General features: G+C 68.5%; 16 protein-coding genes. 8 read left to right on the forward strand and 8 right to left on the reverse strand.

Features of this window, described 5'->3' with window-relative positions:
- The 3 genes from R4823_RS05805 to R4823_RS05815 all read right to left on the reverse strand — a co-directional run bounded on the left by R4823_RS05805 (nucleotide 1) and on the right by R4823_RS05815 (nucleotide 2,438).
- On the reverse strand, nucleotides 1–396 hold the full coding sequence (locus R4823_RS05805) for an OsmC family protein (protein ID WP_087837126.1): 396 nt from the start codon (nucleotides 394–396) through the stop codon (nucleotides 1–3).
- The gene (locus R4823_RS05810; protein WP_087837125.1) at nucleotides 393–1,340 is read right to left on the reverse strand and encodes a DedA family protein/thiosulfate sulfurtransferase GlpE; all 948 of its coding nucleotides are present in this window, start codon (nucleotides 1,338–1,340) and stop codon (nucleotides 393–395) included. The genes R4823_RS05805 and R4823_RS05810 overlap by 4 nt, the downstream gene beginning before the upstream one ends.
- A gap of 138 nt (nucleotides 1,341–1,478) precedes the next feature.
- Nucleotides 1,479–2,438: a tripartite tricarboxylate transporter substrate binding protein gene (locus R4823_RS05815; protein WP_338617905.1), complete on the reverse strand. Its 960-nt coding sequence runs from the start codon at nucleotides 2,436–2,438 to the stop codon at nucleotides 1,479–1,481.
- Between the two features lie 130 nt (nucleotides 2,439–2,568).
- On the opposite strand from R4823_RS05815, the gene R4823_RS05820 reads away from it, so the two are divergent.
- Nucleotides 2,569–3,492: a LysR substrate-binding domain-containing protein gene (locus R4823_RS05820; RefSeq protein WP_338617907.1), complete on the forward strand. Its 924-nt coding sequence runs from the start codon at nucleotides 2,569–2,571 to the stop codon at nucleotides 3,490–3,492.
- Nucleotides 3,493–3,665: 173 nt separating this feature from the next.
- Here R4823_RS05820 and R4823_RS05825 read toward each other — a convergent pair whose 3' ends face one another.
- The 4 genes from R4823_RS05825 to yjgA all read right to left on the reverse strand — a co-directional run bounded on the left by R4823_RS05825 (nucleotide 3,666) and on the right by yjgA (nucleotide 6,238).
- Nucleotides 3,666–4,154, reverse strand: a complete 489-nt coding sequence (locus R4823_RS05825) for a universal stress protein (protein ID WP_087837122.1) — start codon at nucleotides 4,152–4,154, stop codon at nucleotides 3,666–3,668.
- 114 nt (nucleotides 4,155–4,268) lie between these two features.
- Nucleotides 4,269–4,940, reverse strand: coding sequence for a dienelactone hydrolase family protein (locus R4823_RS05830; protein WP_087837121.1), 672 nt, complete (start codon nucleotides 4,938–4,940; stop codon nucleotides 4,269–4,271).
- A gap of 28 nt (nucleotides 4,941–4,968) precedes the next feature.
- Nucleotides 4,969–5,613: a molybdopterin adenylyltransferase gene (mog, locus tag R4823_RS05835; protein ID WP_087837120.1), complete on the reverse strand. Its 645-nt coding sequence runs from the start codon at nucleotides 5,611–5,613 to the stop codon at nucleotides 4,969–4,971.
- Nucleotides 5,614–5,626: 13 nt separating this feature from the next.
- On the reverse strand, nucleotides 5,627–6,238 hold the full coding sequence (gene yjgA / locus R4823_RS05840; protein ID WP_087837119.1) for a ribosome biogenesis factor YjgA: 612 nt from the start codon (nucleotides 6,236–6,238) through the stop codon (nucleotides 5,627–5,629).
- A gap of 116 nt (nucleotides 6,239–6,354) precedes the next feature.
- Here yjgA and pmbA point away from each other — a divergent pair, with 116 nt between their 5' ends.
- Both pmbA and R4823_RS05850 read left to right on the forward strand, forming a co-directional pair.
- Nucleotides 6,355–7,746: a metalloprotease PmbA gene (pmbA, locus tag R4823_RS05845; protein WP_087837118.1), complete on the forward strand. Its 1,392-nt coding sequence runs from the start codon at nucleotides 6,355–6,357 to the stop codon at nucleotides 7,744–7,746.
- A 124-nt stretch (nucleotides 7,747–7,870) separates the two neighbouring features.
- Nucleotides 7,871–9,175, forward strand: a complete 1,305-nt coding sequence (locus R4823_RS05850) for an FAD-dependent oxidoreductase (RefSeq protein ID WP_132979171.1) — start codon at nucleotides 7,871–7,873, stop codon at nucleotides 9,173–9,175.
- A gap of 399 nt (nucleotides 9,176–9,574) precedes the next feature.
- On the opposite strand, the gene R4823_RS05855 is transcribed toward R4823_RS05850, so the two are convergent.
- A protein-coding gene (locus R4823_RS05855; protein ID WP_132980470.1) for an IS5 family transposase occupies nucleotides 9,575–10,347 on the reverse strand; the annotation gives its coding sequence in 2 pieces (ribosomal slippage) (nucleotides 9,575–10,023 and nucleotides 10,023–10,347; 774 coding nt in all).
- 173 nt (nucleotides 10,348–10,520) lie between these two features.
- On the opposite strand from R4823_RS05855, the gene R4823_RS05860 reads away from it, so the two are divergent.
- From R4823_RS05860 to R4823_RS05880, 5 genes are read left to right on the forward strand one after another with little or no spacing between them, the layout of a single operon-like run.
- Complete coding sequence (locus R4823_RS05860; RefSeq protein ID WP_087837116.1) at nucleotides 10,521–11,435, forward strand: ABC transporter substrate-binding protein; 915 nt, start codon at nucleotides 10,521–10,523, stop codon at nucleotides 11,433–11,435.
- 51 nt (nucleotides 11,436–11,486) lie between these two features.
- Nucleotides 11,487–12,506: an ABC transporter substrate-binding protein gene (locus tag R4823_RS05865; RefSeq protein WP_338617913.1), complete on the forward strand. Its 1,020-nt coding sequence runs from the start codon at nucleotides 11,487–11,489 to the stop codon at nucleotides 12,504–12,506.
- 11 nt (nucleotides 12,507–12,517) lie between these two features.
- A complete protein-coding gene (locus R4823_RS05870) occupies nucleotides 12,518–13,267 on the forward strand; it encodes an ABC transporter ATP-binding protein (RefSeq protein WP_338617914.1) in 750 nt (249 codons plus the stop codon).
- Nucleotides 13,264–14,055: an ABC transporter permease gene (locus tag R4823_RS05875; RefSeq protein ID WP_087837113.1), complete on the forward strand. Its 792-nt coding sequence runs from the start codon at nucleotides 13,264–13,266 to the stop codon at nucleotides 14,053–14,055. Before R4823_RS05870 ends, R4823_RS05875 begins: the two co-directional genes overlap by 4 nt.
- Nucleotides 14,052–15,401 carry a cytosine deaminase gene (locus tag R4823_RS05880; protein WP_338617915.1) on the forward strand — a complete coding sequence of 450 codons (1,350 nt, stop codon included), beginning with the start codon at nucleotides 14,052–14,054 and terminating at the stop codon, nucleotides 15,399–15,401. Before R4823_RS05875 ends, R4823_RS05880 begins: the two co-directional genes overlap by 4 nt.
- The last annotated feature ends 3 nt before the right edge of the window (nucleotides 15,402–15,404 follow it).

Consider the following 15,404-nt stretch of genomic DNA (forward strand, 5'->3'; position numbering starts at 1 on the left):
TCAGGCGCGCGCGACCTCGGTATCGATCTTGATCGTGGTGGTGGTCATCAGCTTGTGGACGGGGCAGCGGTCGGCCACGGCGTGCAGCTCGGCCACCTGTTCGTCGGTCAGGTCGCCGCTGAGCGCCAGGCGGGCGGTCAACCGGTATTCCCCGCGCCGCTCGTCCTTGTCGTCGCGCACGATTTCCACCTCGACGCCGTCCAGGGGGATGTTCTTGCCCTTGGCGTACACCATCAGCGTCAGCGCCTTGCAGCCGCCCAGCGCGGCGTCGAAGTAGTCGTGCGGGGACGGGCCTTCGCCCTTGGGGACCGGCATGTCCAGAGGCACGTCGTGGGCGCCCAGGGAGATGGTGTAGCGCATGCCGCCGGGCATGTTCGATTTGACGTGTACGCTCATGATTGCTCCGTGGCCGGGGAAGCGAGTGGGGATTCGGGCGTTTCGCGGTAGGCCCGCCAGGCATCGTGCCCGCCCAGCAGCGCCCAGGTATTGGTATAGCCCGCCGCGCGCAGCTTGGTCGCCAGCAAGGCCGCCGAGACTTCGTTGGGGCAGGCGCAGTACACCACGATGTCGGTGTCGTAGGGACCGAGCTGCAACTGGTCGAGGGGCGCGTGCACGTCGACGGCGATGGCGCCCGGCAGGGGATCTTCGGGCTGGGGCCGCACATCCAGCAGCACCGGCCGCCGGCCCTCGCGTTCCCAGGACGCGAGTTCGTCCACGGGCAGGCGGGGGACGGTGCGCAGGTACTTGATGACCCGCCACCGCTGGACCAGCCGATAGGCGATGTACAGCGCCAGCAGCGTGCCCAGGAACAGCAGGCCCATCTGGCCGTACTGGTCGATGGCCAGCAGGATGTCCGCCACCACGGGATGGAACAGCGCGCCCAGCAGGACCGCCGAACCGCCCCAGATCAGCGTGCCGGCGATCTCGTAGCCGACGAAAGTGCGGTAGGGCGCGCGGGTCAGGCCGGCCATCACGGTGCTCAGGGCGCCGGCGCCGGGCAGGAACTTGGCCACCAGCAGCAGGCGCGGCCCCACCTGCAGGTAGCGGCTCTGGGTCTGGCGTATGCAGGAGTCCTGCGACAGGGAGATGCGGCAGATGGTGCTGAGCAGCCGTGCGCCGTGGCGCTGGCCGGCCGCGTACCAGGCGCTGTCGGCGATCAGGCTGGCCGCCACGGTGCCGGCCAGGATCAGCGGCCACGAAAGCTGGTCCTGCGCGGCCAGCGCGCCGGCCACGACCAGCAGCGGATAGGCGGGTATGGGCAGCCCCGCCTGTTCCAGCAGCACGTTGAAGAAGACCAGCCATGCCCCGTAGAGCACGAGCAGCGTCTGTAGATCGGCCAAGTGGGCCTCCCGGATGATTCTCTAGGAGAGGATAGGGGCGTTCGCGGCCGAAACAAGCCCAAGGACCGTGGGGGATTTCGGCCCGCGCCGGCCCACCATACCACAGGCCACGGGCGGCATTCCCGGCCGCCCGGCGGTTCATTCGGCGGTGATGTTCGCCGCCTTCACCACGTCCGCCCAGCGCTGGGCATCCTTGGCGACGAGCTTGCCGAATTCCGCCGGCGAGGCGGTGGCCGGCACCATGCCCTGGGACTCGAATGCCGAGGCCGTGGCGGGCGATTGCAGCGCCTGCGAGATTTCCTTGTTCATGCGGGCGATGATCTCGGGCGGCGTGCCCTTGGGCGCGAAGACGCCGTACCACATGTCCACGTTGCCGCCCTTGATGCCCGCTTCCTCCAGGGTCGGCACGCCGGGCAACTGCGCCAGGCGTTTCGCGCTGCCGGTGGCGATGGCCTTGAGCTTGCCGCCCTTGATCTGCGGCAGGGCCACGTGCACGGGCAGGAACATCGCGTCTATGCGTCCGCCCAGGATGTCGGTGACGGCGCCCGCCGTGCCCTTGTAGGGCACGTGCATCATCTCGGCGCCGGTCTGTTGCAGGAACAGCGCCATGGACAGGTGGTGGGGCGTGCCCACGCCCGGGGTGGCGTAGGTCAGCTTGCCGGGGGCCGCCTTGGCCGCGGCCACCAGTTCGGCCACCGTGCCGGGCTTGCGCGACGTGGGCGACACCAGCAGCAGCGTGCCCCACGAGGTCAGCGCCACGGGGTCGAAGTCGGCCACCGGGTCGTAGGGCAGCGACTTGTACAGGCTGCGGTTCATGACCAGGGTATTGACCTGCACCATGAAGGTGTAGCCGTCGGGGGCGGCGCGGGCGGCGCGCTCGCTGCCGATGTTGCCGCTGGCGCCGGCCACGTTCTCGACCACGATGGGCTGGCCCAGGGTCTTGCCCAGCTGGGTGGAGAGCTGGCGAGCCACCAGGTCGATGCCGGTGGCGGGGGTGTAGGGGACGATGAAGGTGATGGGGCGGTCGGGCCAGGCGTAGGCGCTGGCGCACGAACAGGCCAGGGCAAGGGCGCCCAGCGCGCGCAGGGGTCTCGGCATCTCGATGTCTCCTTGGTGTGGTCTCCTGGCAGTATGCGGAAAGCGATATGCTTTGGAAAATGAATTTTTATTCTCATCCATATCCAGCACGATATGGCTGGGGTGACGCTTTCGTTCCCGGTTTTCGCCCATGGATTGGACCCACCGCCTGCGGCTGCGCAATCTCCAGATGCTGCTCAGCCTTGCCCAGACCCGCAACATCAGCCATTCGGCCGCCGCGCTCAACACCACGCAGCCCGCGCTGTCGAAGTGGCTGCGCGAGCTGGAGGACGACATCGGGCTGCCGCTGTTCGAGCGGCATGCGCGCGGGCTGCGGCCCACGTCCTATGGCGAGGCGCTGATTGCCCATGCCCGGCGCATCGAGGCCCAGCTTGACCGTGCCCACAGTGACATGGAAGCCATGCGCGAAGGGGGGAGCGGGCAGGTGTTGATCGGCACCTCGGGCGCGGCGGCGCCGGACACGGTCCCCCTGGCGATGCTGGCCCTGCTGCGGCGCATGCCGCAGGCCCGGATACGGGTGGTGGAAAGCACGATGGACCAGTTGATGGGGCAATTGGCGCAGGGGGAACTGGATATCGTCGTGGGCCGCTCCGCCCCTGAACTGCACGATCCCGCTATCCGGTCCGAGGCGCTATACCTGGAGCCCATCCATTTCGTGGCGCGGCCGTTGCACCCGTTGTTCGAGAGCGGCGAGCCGACGTGGGACGCGGTGATGGGCCATCGATGGATTCTGTGGCCCCGGGGCACGCCGATACGCAACGCGCTGGATTCGGCGCTGGCGGCGGCGGGGCGGGATCTGCCGGTCGATTACGTGGAGTCGAATTCGGCCACGCTGAACATGACCCTGCTGGCCCACAGCGACATGGTCGGCGTGGCGTCGCACCGGGCGGCGATGCGGCTGGTGACGATGAACGCGGTGCGGATCGTGCCGCTGCGGCTGTCGGGGTTCGGGTCGGTGGAAATGTATTGGCGCAATGACGCGTTGCGGCCGGCGGGGGTGGAGGTGGCGTTGGAGTGTCTGAGGGAGGTGGTCAGGGGGCAGGGGGAGCCCTGAGTTCTTGAGACGGCGGCGTCCGGAGCGTATCGGCCCCAGGATGCGGTGGATCCGGCTTCGCCGGTCCACCCGCATCGCCCACGGGACCCGGCGCCGGGCCGCCCCAAGGCGGGTCCCGGCCCCCTTGGGGGGCTGCCGCGTAGCGGCTGGGGGCCCACCATTCTGGGCGCGCGTCAGCGCGTAGGGGGGGGCCCCTTCTTTTCTTTTTCTTCTTTCACGCGGTAGACCAGGACGGCGACGTGGGCCAGGGACAGGACCTTGGCGGTGACGCTGCCCAGCAGCAGGCGCGAGAGGCCGCTGCGGCCGTGGCTGCCTATGAAGATCAGGTCGCAGCCGGTTTCGGCGGCGGCCTGGACGATGCCGTCGGCGACGTTGAAGTTGGAGACGGACAGGGCGGTGCTCTTGACGCCGGCGGTGTCGGCGCGGCTGGTGACGGCATCCAGGTACTTGGCGGCCTGTTCGGCCGAGGCCTTCTCGTACGCGTCGTCGGTGATCGCGTAGGCGGCGGCCATGCCGTCGAAGCCGATGGTGGCGGCGAAGGGCTGGGTGACGTGCAGGGCGACGATTTCCGCGTTCACGGAGCGGGCGAAGCTGACGCCGGCGTTGGCGGCCTGGGCGGACAGCGGCGAGCCATCGGTGGGGATCAGGATTTTCTTGAACATGACGTTTTCTCCTTGAAGATCACGAAGATGACAGCTCGAGCGCCGATGTGGCGGCGCGGGCGTTTTCGTTACGCGCAGTACACCACATCTTGAGCGGCTATGTCTTGATCGGCGTCAAGCCAGTACCTTGCGCAGGAAGGCCGAGATGTCCCCGAGCTCCGGCGCACAGACCGAGTGGGGCATCGGGTAGGCATGCCATTCGACGTCGTAGCCTTCCTGCCGCAGCAGGTCGCGCGAGGCCGTGGCACGGTCGAGCATGACGATGGGGTCGGCCGTGCCGTGGCCCATGAAGATGGGCGTGCCGGCGTTGGCGGGGCTGCGTTCCGCGGCGAAGCTGGCGGCCAGGGGCAGGTAGCCGGACAGGGCCACCAGGCCGGCGAGTTTGTCGCGCAGGCGCAGCCCGGTGTGCAGGGTCATCGCGCAGCCCTGCGAGAAGCCGGCCAGCACGATGTGTTCGGTGGCGATGCCGCGCTGGTTCTCGCGCGCGATCAGGTTTTCGACCAGGCGCTGCGAGGCGCGGATGCCGGCATCGTCCTCGCGCCGGACGAGGTCGCTGACGATGATGTCGTACCAGGCGCGCATGGCCATGCCGCCGTTGATGGTCACGGGCTGCACGGTGGCGTGCGGGAAGACGAAGCGCACGGGTGGCAGGCCGCGCAGGTCCAGTTCGGGGACGATGGGCTCGAAATCGTGGCCGTCGGCGCCCAGGCCGTGCAGCCAGATCACGGCGCGGGTGGGGTTCGGGCCGGTCTCGGTCTGGACGCAGTCGAGCAGGGTATCGGTCATGGCATTCTCGATGATTGAGGGGCCGGCGCTAAGAGGCGGGACGGATCGCCGTCTTGGGGCGGAACGCCTTGCACACGGTTTCGTCGGTTTCGACGTAGGGGCCCTCGAGGAGCTGGATGCAGTAGGGCACGGCGGCGAAGATGCCGGGGACCACCAGCTTGCCGTCGGCTTCGCGCAGTCCTTCCAGGGTCTCGCGTATGGCCTTGGGCTGTCCGGGCAGGTTGATGATGAGGGCGGCGCCGTCCGCCGCCGACGTGCCGCGTTCGCGGATGACGGCGACCTGGCGCGACAGGATGGCGGTGGGCACGAAGCGCAGCGAGATCTGGCGCATCTGCTCGCCGAACCCGGGCATTTCCTTGGAGGCCACGGCCAGCGTGGCTTCGGGTGTGACATCGCGCCGCGCCGGGCCGGTGCCGCCGGTGGTCAGGATCAGGTCGCAGCCGAGTTCGTCGCACAGTTCCGTCAGCGTGGCCGAGATGGCCGGCGCGTCATCGGCGATCAGCCGCTCGACGTAGCGCACCGGCGTGCGCAGGGCGCCGTCGAGCCAGGCCTTGAGCGAGGGGATGCCCTCGTCGGCGTAGACCCCGCTGGAGGCGCGGTCGCTGACGGACACCAGGCCGCACAGCAGTTCGTCGGGATGGTTGCGCACGAGGCGCTTGGCGGAAGTCGTCATGGCGGCGGTGGGATCAGTTGTCGTCTTCGTCGTCGTCGGGGGACGGCGACCCGGCATCGGGAGCGGCCTGCAGCCGCTTGATTTCCTGGAACAGCGCGCGGTAGTGCTTGCGCTGCGGTTCGCGCCCGGGCAGCAGGGCGGCGTTGGCGGCCTGTTCCTTGCGGGCGGCGCGTATCAGTGCCCGCAGGGGCTGGGCCTGGGCGTGGGGGTACAGGTCCATGAAGCCCGTGAAGTGTTCGTCGCTGGCCAGCAGGCGGTCGCGCCACAGTTCGAGCTGGTGGAAGGCGGCGATCTGTTCCATGGATTCGCCGTCCCACTCGGCCAGCATGGCCTGGATGGGCTCGACGTGCGCCTCGCGCATCAGCTTGCCGACATACTGCAATTGCCGGCGCTTGCCTTCGTGGGAGGTGATGCGCTGCGCCTCGCGTATCGCGTCGTACAGGCGTTCGGCCAGGGGCAGTTGCCGCAGCTTGGCGTCGGGCAGCCCGACCAGGCGTTCCCCCAGGTCCTGCAGGGCGGCCATCTGCCGCTTGAGCTGCGACTTGCTGGGGGACTGGTATTCGCCGTCCGGATCGGCTTCTTGCGCCGGGACCAGGGGCGATGGACTACGTTTGGAGCGGGACATGGAAAATGACGTGCTTCGACGGTAAGAAGGCTGACACCAGCTATCATAAAGCCTTGCCTTCCCGCCCGGGCCGCCTTGCCCGCGTGCCCGGGCCGCCTCCTTCCCGAAGAAATTCCATGGCCACATCCCCGTCCCGCAAGAAAACGACCGCCGCGCCGGCCCGTCCCGCGCTCGATACCGATCCCGCCGCCTTCCGCCAGTTGATCCAACGGGTGCTGGACGAATCCAGGCGCGTCGGCGCCACCGACGCCGCGGCCGAGGTGTCCGAAAGCCAGGGGCTGGCCGTGTCGGTGCGCCGGGGCTCGCTGGAGACGGTCGAACAGACGCGCGACCGGTCCCTGGACATCACCGTGTACGTCGGGCAGCGCCGTGGCTCGGCCTCGACCTCGGATTTCTCGGACCAGGCGGTGCGCGACACCGTCCAGGCCGCCTTCCACATCGCCAGCCATACCGCCGAGGACCCGGCCGCGGGCCTGCCCGACGCCGACCTGCTGGCCACCGAATTCCCGGACCTGGATCTCTACCACCCGTGGGATCTGCCGGCCGAGGCCGCGGCCGAACTGGCGTTGCGGGCCGAGCGCGCGGCTCTGTCCACCGACCGGCGCATCACCAATTCCGACGGCGCGTCGGTGTCCTCGTACGAAGGACACTTCGTGATGGGGAACACCCGCGGTTTCCTGAACGGCTATCCGTACTCGCGCCATTCGCTGTCGGTATCGCCGATTGCGGGGCGGGGCAATAACATGCAGCGCGACGACTGGTACACCAGCGACCGCGACTGGGCCCGGCTGGCCGACCCGGCCAGCGTCGGCCGCTACGCGGCGGAACGGGCGCTGTCCCGGCTGTCCGCGCGTCGCATCCCCACCGGCAAATATCCCGTGCTGTTCGAGGCGCCCCTGGCCTGCGGCCTGCTGGGCTCGCTCACGCAGGCCCTGAGCGGCGGGGCGCTGTACCGCAAATCCAGCTTCCTGGTCGACAGCCTGGGCCGGCAGATCTTCCCGGGGCACATCGACGTGCTCGAGGATCCCGCCATCAAGGGCGCCCAGGGCAGTGCCGCGTTCGACGACGAAGGCGTGCGCACGCAGGCGCGCAAGGTCGTCGACGGCGGCGTGGTCCAGGGCTATTTCCTGTCCAGCTACACGGCCCGCAAGCTCGGCATGGTCACGACCGGCAACGCCGGCGGCTCGCACAACCTGGTGCTGGCCTCGCGCACGACGCGCCGGGGCGACGATTTCCGTGCCATGCTGCGCAAGCTGGGCACCGGCCTCCTGGTGACCGAGCTGATCGGACAAGGCATCAACTACGTGACCGGCGACTATTCCCGCGGCGCGTTCGGCTATTGGGTCGAGAACGGCGAGATCCAGCATGCCGTGCAGGAAATCACCATCGCCGGCAACCTCAAGGACATGTTCGGCAGCATTGCTGCCGTGGGGGCGGACACGCTCACGCGCGGCACCAAGACGACCGGGTCCATCCTGTTGCCGGAAATGTCGATCGCCGGACGCTAGGGCCTGCGCGGGGCTCCTTTTCGCGTGAACAGGCCCTGGTGTCGGCCGGCGGGCACGCCGGGTGCTGAAAGATGTGCCGCCGGAGCGAATGGCCCGGCGTTCCATGCGTCACTCAGGAGAGCCTATGAACGCACGGCCTTTGCATCGCATCGTCATCGCCGGCGGCGGCGCGGGTGGACTCGAGCTGGCGGTACGCCTGGGGCGGCGCCATGGTCCCGAGCACGTCACGCTGATCGACGCCACGCCCTTCCACATCTGGAAGCCTTCGTTGCACGAGGTCGCCGCGGGCACGGTGGACATCCACCGCGACGGGCTTTCCTATGCGATGCTCGCGCACGACAACGGTTTCCGCTTCGTGCTGGGAGAAATCCAGGACGTCGACCGCCAGGCGCGCGACGTGCGGGTGGCGGCCCTGCGCGACGCCGACGGCACGGCCATCCTGCCCGAACGGAAGGTCCCCTACGACACGCTGGTGCTGGCCGTGGGCAGCCTGGGCAATTTCTTCAATACGCCCGGCGCCGACCAGTATGCGATCTCGCTGGACACCACTGACGCGGCCGAGCGTTTCCGGCTCGCGCTGCTCAAGGCCATGGCACGCGCCTCGGCCGGCATCGACGAGGCCACGCCGGGCGTCGTCAACGTCGTGATCGTGGGGGGCGGCGCCACCGGCGTGGAGCTGGCCGCCGAATTGCACGAGGCGGGCAATACGATCTCCGCCTACGGGCTGCCCGGCATGACGCGCCAGAACCTGCGCATCACGCTGATCGAGGGCGGTCCGCGCATACTCGGGCCGCTGCCCGAGCGCGTCGCCAAGGCGGCCGAGGAGCTGCTGGTGGAGCGGGGCGTGACGGTGGTGGCCGACTGCCGCGTCTCCGAGGTCACGCCGCATACCGTGGTGGCCCAGGACAAAGTGTTCGACGCCGACCTGTGCGTCTGGGCGGCGGGCATCAAGGCGCCGTCGCTGCTGTCCCGGCTGGGGCTGCCGCTGAACCCGATGCAGCAGGTGCAGGTGGACGAGACGCTGCGCACCCAGGACCCCGACATCTACGCCCTGGGCGATTGCGCCGCGGCGCCGTGGCGCGAGACCGGCAAGACCGTGCCCGCGCGGGCCCAGGCCGCGCACCAGCAGGCCTCGTATCTGCTGCCGCTGTTGTCCGCCCGCATACGCGGGGAGTCGGCCTTCGCGGCGCCGTTCCGCTTCCGCGACTTCGGCTCGTTGGTGTCGATCGGCCATGCCGAGGGGGTGGGCAGCCTGATGGGCAATCTTTCCGGCCGCAAGCTGCTGGTGGAAGGCTGGATCGCCCGCATGATGTATGCCGGCACGCATTGGTCGCACTACGCCGCGGTACTGGGGTGGTGGGGCGCCAGCGTGCGCTCGCTGAGCCGCTTCCTGAGCCGCCGCTCGCAGCCCCGGGTCAAGCTGCACTAGGCTGAATCGCCATGCATGGGGGGTGTCCTCAGTGGCGGGGATTGAGTTCTTGAACCGTCCTTGATCGGTGGGGCGGGGCGGCCCGCTCGGGGGGCGCAGCGAAGCCGGTCCCGCTGCGCGGGACTGCCCGGCGAGGGCAGGCTTGGCGGGGTGGGCGCAGAACTCGGGCGGGCACAGTCCCCCGGACTGTGCCTACTGCCGCCCTCAAACAGCTGCGCCCTTGCTTCCCCGCCAAGCCCACCCTCACCGGCGGCTCCGAATGCGCCCCCCGAGCGGGCCGCCCCGCCCCACCGACCAAGGACTACGGTGGTGATAAGTGACGATCGCAGATCAAGACATAGCGAGGGTTCCTTCTCCCGTTCAACAAGACCGGGTAAAGAACATGAATGTCGATTCCGCCTAGGGCCTGTTAACACAACGCAGCCCATCTGCAATCAGGGCGAAATTGATGAACCCGGTAAACATGACGTCGAGTTTGTCGAAGCGGGAGAAGATTCTGCGGAAGCCTTTGAGTCGCCGAAACAGGCGCTCGACCTCGTTGCGCCGCTTATACATCTCCCGGTCGTACTGCCATGGCTGAACACGCGTCTTCAATGGCGGCACGACTGGGATGTATCCCAAATCCAAGGCCAGTTGCCGAGTCTCGTTGCCTTCGTAGGCTTTGTCCATCAGCAAGTGCAGTGGCCGATTCGGTCTGCCCAGGCGGCGCAACAGTGCCCGCCCCTGCGGGCCATCGCCGGCTTGGCCCGGCGACAGCGCGAAGATCACTGCCGTTCGAGCATCCGCGGCAACCAGATGAATCTTGGTGGTCCAGCCTCCTCGAGACTTGCCAATGCTTTGGCGGCCTTTTTTTTGAGGGCCCCCGTACCGTCCGGATGCACTTTGACTATCGTGCTGTCCAGCGACACCGCCTCGATGCGTATCCGGACAATCTGCGACTGCTGCAGTTGCTCGAACACCCGATCCAGAACGCCGCTCTTGGACCACCGGTTCATTCTCGTATAGATCGTGTGCCAGTTGCCAAAACGCTCCGGCAACCCTCTCCATTTGCAGCCGTGCTCGGCCACGTACAGGATCGCGTTCAGCACGTTCAGATTGCTCATGCTCACATTGCCCCGCTGGCGAGGAAGGCAATGCTCTATCTGCTTGAATTGGGCTTCGCTGATTTCCATCACCGAAGTATCTCTTAATTTTCATGATTAACACCATTAGTGTTAACACGACCTAGTCCCCGCCACGCGTCCTCCAGCCCAGGGTTTGTCCCTGTCCCAGGTTCCATTGACAGCCGAAATTTGCATGATAAAGTCATGTAAATCGTCATGACCTGCACAGCGGCCGGAGCGACATGAAACTCAGAATCGATGCCCATCCCGACCCCATGATGGGGCTGGTTCCCCTGTTCACCGCGATCGACGCCGGCCTGTTCGCCAAGCGCGGCATCGAACCCGTGTTCGTGCAGCGGTCGGCGGTGCAGGCCATCGAGGACATGCGCGCCGACCGCATGGACCTGACCTTCTCCGGCCCCACGCTTACCATCATGGCGCGCGAGCGGTTCGACCTGCCGTCCCGCTTCGTGTCGGCCGCCGCGCTGCGCGGCTCCTATGCCGGCCGCAGCGCCGACTTCATGAATCTCATCGCCCGCCACGGCGTGGCCATCGAACGGCCGTCGGACTTCGAAGGCAAGCGCCTGGGTGCCTTCGCGCTGGACGGCGGTATCACGCACTCGGCGCCGCTGCACCTGTTCAACCTGCACGGCGTCGACGTCTCGCGCGTGCAGTGGGTGCCGATGCCTTTCCACAAGATGCCGGACGCGCTGGCCGCGGGCGAGATCGACGTCGCCATCTGCGTCGAGCCGCTGGTCACCCTGATGCTGCGGCGCGGCCTGGGCCGCGCGGTGGACGAGGTGCTGGGCGAGGGCTCGCTGGCGATGGCCAGCACCGGCAATCCGTCGCTGGTGTCGAACTGGTGGACCACGCAGGCGGCCTACGCACGCGATCCCGGGCTGTTCGCCGCCACGGCCGATGCGCTGGCCGAAGCCGTGGGCGTCGTGTACGCCGATCCGTCGGCCGCGCTGGACGCGATGGCCCGCCATACCGGCCAGGACTCCGCGCTGCTGCGCGAGATCGGGTTCAAGACCACGCTCTTCCACCCCTTCGGCATGGACGATCCCGAGGTCAAGGCCATGTACCGCAGCTGGGTGACCGTGCTGCGCGGCGCCGGCCTGCTCGACCACGACATCGACGTGGAGCAGTTCTTCTGATTTCGAAGCCGCCGCGCGCGGATGGATGTTAGTCACTGTCGGGAGATCGTCATGAAGCAGTCCAGTTCCAGGGTTCGCCGCGCGCTCTTGTTCTGCGCGGCATTGGCCTGCGCGCAGCCGGGCCTTGCCGGCGCCCAGCCGTCCGGCGCCGCGCCGGAGAAAGCCGTGATGTTCATCGGCTGGCGAGCCGAGGCCGAGTGGGGCGGCTTCTTCCAGGCCGTGGCCAAGGGCATCTATCGCAAGCACGGGCTGGACGTCGAGATCCGCCTGGGCAATCCGCAAAGCAATCCCACGCCCATGCTGCTGGCCGGGCGCGTGGATTTCACGGCGGGCAGCAGCGGCACCTCGCTCAACGCGGCGCGCGAAGGCGCTCCGCTGATGTCGGTGGCCGCGATCTTCCAGAAGGACCCGCGCGTGCTGATCGCCCATCCCAACCAGGGCGTGGACAGGATCGAGCAGATCAAGGACCGCACGGTGCTGGTGGGCGCGCTGGGCATGGCGACCTTCTGGCCCTACCTGCGCGGGCGCTTCGGCTTCACCGACGACCAGGTCAAGCCCTATACCTTCTCGCTGGCGCCTTTCCTGGCCGACAAGAAGGTGGTGCAGCAGGGGCTCATCACCAACGAACCGCTGGCGCTGAAGAAGGCCGGCGTCGAGAACCCGGTGTCCTTCCTGCTGGCCGACTACGGCTGGGATCCCTACATGACCACCATCGTCACCACGCGCGACAACGTCGAGAAGCGGCCGCAGTTCGTGCAGAAGTTCGTCGATGCGTCCATCGAGGGCTGGTACAGCTACCTGTACGACGATCCGTCGCCCGGCAATGAACTGATCAAGCGCAACAATCCCGAGATGACCGACGAGCAGATCGCCTTCGCGATCAGCGCGATGAAGGAACGCGGCCTGATCGATTCCGGCGATGCGAAGCGCCTGGGCATCGGGGCGATGACCGACGCGCGCTGGGAGCATTTCTACCGGTCCATGGTGGACGTGGGCGTGCTGCCCTCCGGCCTGGACGTGCGCAAGGCCTACACGCTGAAGTTCGTCAACAAGAAGGTCGGCATGCGATGACTGGAACGGCCATGGATACCGGCCGCGTGCTGGAACTGCGGAACATTTCCAAGCGCTTCGGCAACGGCACGCTGGCGGTCGAGAACCTGAGCCTGTCGCTGGCGCGGGGAAGCTTCGTCAGCCTGCTCGGACCCTCGGGCTGCGGCAAGAGCACGGTGCTGCGCATGATCGCCGGACTGTCCGAGCCGACCGCCGGCGATGTCGTGCGGCAGGGGGCCAAGGGGGCGGTCGGCTTCGTCTTCCAGGAACCCACGCTGATGCCCTGGGAGACGGCGCTGTCCAACACCACGCTGCCGCTGGACCTGGCGGGCGTGCGGCGCGACGAGGCCCGGCGGCGCGCCGCCGAGGCGCTCGAGAAGGTCGGGCTGAAGGGATTCGAGCATGCCCTGCCGCGCGAGCTGTCCGGCGGCATGAAGATGCGCGTCTCCATCGCCCGGGCCATCGTGACCCGGCCGCAGGTCCTGCTGCTGGACGAGCCCTTCGCGGCGCTGGACGAGATCACGCGCTTCAAGCTCAACAACGACCTGCTGCGGCTGTGGCAGGACCAGCGCTTCACCGCCGTGTTCGTCACGCACTCGGTGTTCGAGTCGGTGTACCTGTCCCAGCGGGTGATCGTCATGGCCGCGCGGCCGGGGCGGCTCCATGCCGATCTGTCCATTTCTCCCGACGCCGAACGCGGCGAATCGTCCCGCACCTCGGCCGAATACGCGCACCTGTGCAGGCAGGCCTCGGAAGCCCTCGAAAAGGCGATGAACGCATGAACCCCAAGCTCCGTACCGCGCGCATCGTCCTGCCCGTCGTCATGGGCGTTCTTTGCCTGCTGGCCTGGGAGGCGATCGTGCGCGGCCTGCGCATCTCGCCCCACATCCTGCCCGGCCCGGCCGACATCGGCCGGGCCCTGGTCGAGGACTGGCCGCTGCTGTCGGCGGCGCTGTGGGTCACGCTGAAGATCACCGCCTCGGCCTTCGTCAGCGCCGTGCTGGTGGGCGGCGCCATCGCGATCCTGTTCAGCCTGTCGAAGTGGATAGAGCTGACCTTCTTCCCCTATGCGGTCATCATGCAGGTCACGCCGGTGGTCGCCATCGCGCCCCTGCTGATCATCTGGGTGGACAACGTGCAGGCGGCCCTGCTGATCTGCGCGTGGCTGGTGGCCTTCTTTCCCATCCTGTCGAACACCATCGTCGGCCTGAACAGCGCCGACCACAACCTGCGCGACCTGTTCCGGCTCTACGGCGCCACGCCTGGCCAGACGCTGCGCCGGCTGCGCATTCCGTCGGCCATGCCGTACTTCCTGGCGGGCGTGCGCATCTCGGGCGGGCTGTCGCTGATCGGCGCGGTGGTCGCAGAGTTCGTCGCCGGGGCGGGCGGACAGGGCTCGGGCCTGGCCTATCGCATCCTCGAGGCCGGCTACCAGTTGAAGACGCCGCGCATGTTCGCGGCCCTGCTGATGATTTCCTGCACCGGGGTACTGATCTTCCTGGCGACCTCGTGGGTGTCGCAGCGCATCCTGCGGCGGTGGCACGAAAGCGCCATGGAGCGCGAATCTTGAAATCGCTGGCCGCGGAGCTCGAACGGGCGGCCGGCGCCTACGTCCTGCGCGGCGCGCGGGCGCCCGCGGCGCTGCTGCCCGCCGCCCTGACCGGGTTGGCCGACGCCCAGGGCCTGGCGGACGTGGACCTGGCGGTCGAAGGAGGGCGCCTGCGCGCGGTCGCGCCCGCCGGGGCGCTGCAAGGGGGCGCGGGGCCGGTCCTGGCCGGCCGGCAGGTCTGGCCGGCCTTCCATGACCTGCATACCCACCTGGACAAGACGCACACGCTGGCGCGCGCGCCCAATGACGACGGCACGCTGCTGGGGGCGGTCAAGGCCGTGATGGCCGATCATGCGCGCTGGCGGCCGGCCGAGCTCGAGGCGCGCGCCGACTTCGCCCTGCGCTGCGCCTGGGCGCACGGTACGGCCGGCCTGCGCACGCACCTGGATGCGGCCGGTCCGCAGGCGCGCATGGCATGGGACGTCATGCTGGGGTTGCGCGAGCGATGGAGGCACCGGGTGTGGGTGCAGATGGTGGCCATGGCGCCCATGGAAACCTATCTGGGCGATGGCGCGGAGGACTTCGTGCGCCGCGTGGCCGAGACCGGCGGCGTACTGGGCGGCGTGACGCGCGTGCCCGGGCTGGCGCCGCCCGCCGCGCGGCAGCGCCTGGGGCTGGCCCTGGATGCGTTGTTCGACTGGGCCGTGCGCTATGGCCTGGACGTGGATCTGCACGTGGACGAATCCTGCGAACCCGAGGCCGATTCCCTGCTGGAGGTCGCGCGGCGCACCCAGGCGCGCGGCCTGGGCGGGCAGGTCGTATGCGGCCATTGCTGCAGCCTGGCCGTCCAGGAGGACGAGACCCGCGAGCGCGTGCTGGATGCCTGCCGCGACGCGGGCCTGGCCATCGTCAGCCTGCCGCTGGTCAACCTGTTCCTGCAGGACAGGAAGGCGGGCCGCACGCCCCGGCTGCGCGGGCTGCCGCCGTTGCAGGAAATCTCGGCCCGTGGCATTGCCGTGGCGTTATCGAGCGACAATTGCGCAGATGCATTCCACGCCTACGGAGACTACGACATGCTGGAGGTATTCCGCGAAGCCGTGCGCAACGGCCACCTGGACAGCCACGCCGGCGACTGGTCCGCCAGCGTGACGGCGACTCCCGCGGCCTTGATGCGCCACGGCGGATCCGGGCGGCTCGAACCGGGCGAAGCGGCGGACTTCGTGATTTTCGACGCCCGTGGTATTTCCCGGCTGCTGGCCCGGCCCCAGTCCGACCGCCTGGTCGTGCGGGAAGGCCGGCTGCTGGCCGTGTCGCCGCCGTCCTTCGACGAACTCGACGCGGCGCTGGCGCGCGCGGGGCTGGAGTAGGCC

Origin of the sequence: Pigmentiphaga sp. CHJ604 (assembly GCF_036972535.1) — a bacterium.
Taxonomy (GTDB): domain Bacteria; phylum Pseudomonadota; class Gammaproteobacteria; order Burkholderiales; family Burkholderiaceae_B; genus Pigmentiphaga; species Pigmentiphaga daeguensis.

Coding starts and splice junctions, on each gene's coding strand:
- R4823_RS05805 (WP_087837126.1), bottom strand. CDS start 396: ATGAGCGTACACGTCAAATCGAACATGCCCGGCGGCATGCGCTACACC.
- R4823_RS05815 (WP_338617905.1), bottom strand. CDS start 2,438: ATGCCGAGACCCCTGCGCGCGCTGGGCGCCCTTGCCCTGGCCTGTTCG.
- R4823_RS05820 (WP_338617907.1), top strand. CDS start 2,569: ATGGATTGGACCCACCGCCTGCGGCTGCGCAATCTCCAGATGCTGCTC.
- R4823_RS05825 (WP_087837122.1), bottom strand. CDS start 4,154: ATGTTCAAGAAAATCCTGATCCCCACCGATGGCTCGCCGCTGTCCGCC.
- R4823_RS05830 (WP_087837121.1), bottom strand. CDS start 4,940: ATGACCGATACCCTGCTCGACTGCGTCCAGACCGAGACCGGCCCGAAC.
- mog (WP_087837120.1), bottom strand. CDS start 5,613: ATGACGACTTCCGCCAAGCGCCTCGTGCGCAACCATCCCGACGAACTG.
- yjgA (WP_087837119.1), bottom strand. CDS start 6,238: ATGTCCCGCTCCAAACGTAGTCCATCGCCCCTGGTCCCGGCGCAAGAA.
- pmbA (WP_087837118.1), top strand. CDS start 6,355: ATGGCCACATCCCCGTCCCGCAAGAAAACGACCGCCGCGCCGGCCCGT.
- R4823_RS05850 (WP_132979171.1), top strand. CDS start 7,871: ATGAACGCACGGCCTTTGCATCGCATCGTCATCGCCGGCGGCGGCGCG.
- R4823_RS05860 (WP_087837116.1), top strand. CDS start 10,521: ATGAAACTCAGAATCGATGCCCATCCCGACCCCATGATGGGGCTGGTT.
- R4823_RS05865 (WP_338617913.1), top strand. CDS start 11,487: ATGAAGCAGTCCAGTTCCAGGGTTCGCCGCGCGCTCTTGTTCTGCGCG.
- R4823_RS05870 (WP_338617914.1), top strand. CDS start 12,518: ATGGATACCGGCCGCGTGCTGGAACTGCGGAACATTTCCAAGCGCTTC.
- R4823_RS05875 (WP_087837113.1), top strand. CDS start 13,264: ATGAACCCCAAGCTCCGTACCGCGCGCATCGTCCTGCCCGTCGTCATG.